The organism is Bradyrhizobium sp. CSA207, from assembly GCF_029051685.1.
Classification (GTDB): domain Bacteria; phylum Pseudomonadota; class Alphaproteobacteria; order Rhizobiales; family Xanthobacteraceae; genus Bradyrhizobium.
In genome coordinates this window covers 1-907 of record NZ_JAACFT010000118.1, presented here as the reverse complement: position 1 = coordinate 907, position 907 = coordinate 1, and the positions used below count along the sequence as shown (strand labels likewise).

Here is a 907-nt window from a genome sequence, read left to right as displayed (position 1 = left end):
CCGGCTCCAAAGTAGGACGTTAAGTGCAGAGGGGAGAGCCCGTGCGGCCGATCTACCTGGACAACAACGCGACGACCCGTGCAGATCCTTTGGTGGTCGCGGCAATGCTGCCGTTCTTCTCTGCGCAATTCGGCAATGCGTCGTCCCCGCATGCATTCGGCAGTTGGTGCGGCTCCCTGCGACGAGCCGTTCAAGCCCTTCGGAAACCAGTCGTGTAGGGATGCTCAGAAAAATGGGGCAACGGCGAGGCGGCGAGTTGTCGTCCGCGTTCGTGTGCGATGTCGTGTTCGCAACATGTTAGCGGATACCAAACAAAGTGCGGGTTGGCTTTCGGAGAGAAGGCACGCGTTCGCGGTTCGCTTGCGTGCAGTTGGCCGCGCAGCGGCCCGTGCGCAGAGGTGTCAGGCGATTGGCCCGACATTTGCTCCGGTGCTTGCCAACGGCGTGCGGCTCACCTGCTTTGTCGCGATGTCCGCTGCAGAACGTGGATCTCTACTGACCAAAGGCCATGACATGAAGAATTCCAGGTCCCTGACAATCAAGGTGCTAGGCACGGCCATTTTTGCCTTGGCCTTGATGACGCGTACCGCGCCGGCGGTCGAGTCCAAAACGGAAAATAGCCCAGATCCGAGCTCCCCGTGCGCTGCCGTGAACAGGAGCGTTCTTTCCCAGATCACACCCACCTGGGAACGACCAGCGAGCTTCATGCTTCAGAACGGCCTCCAGGTCGTGGTGATCCCGGACCACCGCACGCCCGTGGTCACGGAGATGATCTGGTATAAGGTCGGCTCGGCGGACGAGACGCCGGGCAAGTCGGGGCTCGCCCATTTCCTCGAGCACCTGATGTTCAAGGGCACGGACAAGCACCCGGTCGGCGAATTCTCCCAGACCGTGCTTCGCGTCGGCG

General features: G+C 61.4%; 2 protein-coding genes and 1 pseudogene. 2 read left to right on the top strand and 1 reads right to left on the bottom strand.

Features of this window, described 5'->3' with window-relative positions; translation table 11 throughout:
• Nucleotides 1-41: 41 nt before the first annotated feature.
• Nucleotides 42-203, top strand: a pseudogene (locus tag GWG65_RS40240) (cysteine desulfurase NifS); the annotation flags it as partial.
• A 198-nt stretch (nucleotides 204-401) separates the two neighbouring features.
• Here the strand turns inward: GWG65_RS40240 and GWG65_RS40235 are convergent.
• Nucleotides 402-707: a hypothetical protein gene (locus GWG65_RS40235; RefSeq protein WP_148740534.1), complete on the bottom strand. Its 306-nt coding sequence runs from the start codon at nucleotides 705-707 to the stop codon at nucleotides 402-404.
• Here GWG65_RS40235 and GWG65_RS40230 point away from each other — a divergent pair.
• On the top strand, nucleotides 649-907 hold a 259-nt coding region (locus tag GWG65_RS40230), incomplete at its 3' end, for an insulinase family protein (RefSeq protein WP_275200923.1). The genes GWG65_RS40235 and GWG65_RS40230 overlap by 59 nt on opposite strands.

Excerpts from the sequence above, each read along its gene's own strand:
- GWG65_RS40235 (WP_148740534.1), bottom strand. The coding sequence starts at position 707 with ATGAAGCTCGCTGGTCGTTCCCAGGTGGGTGTGATCTGGGAAAGAACG.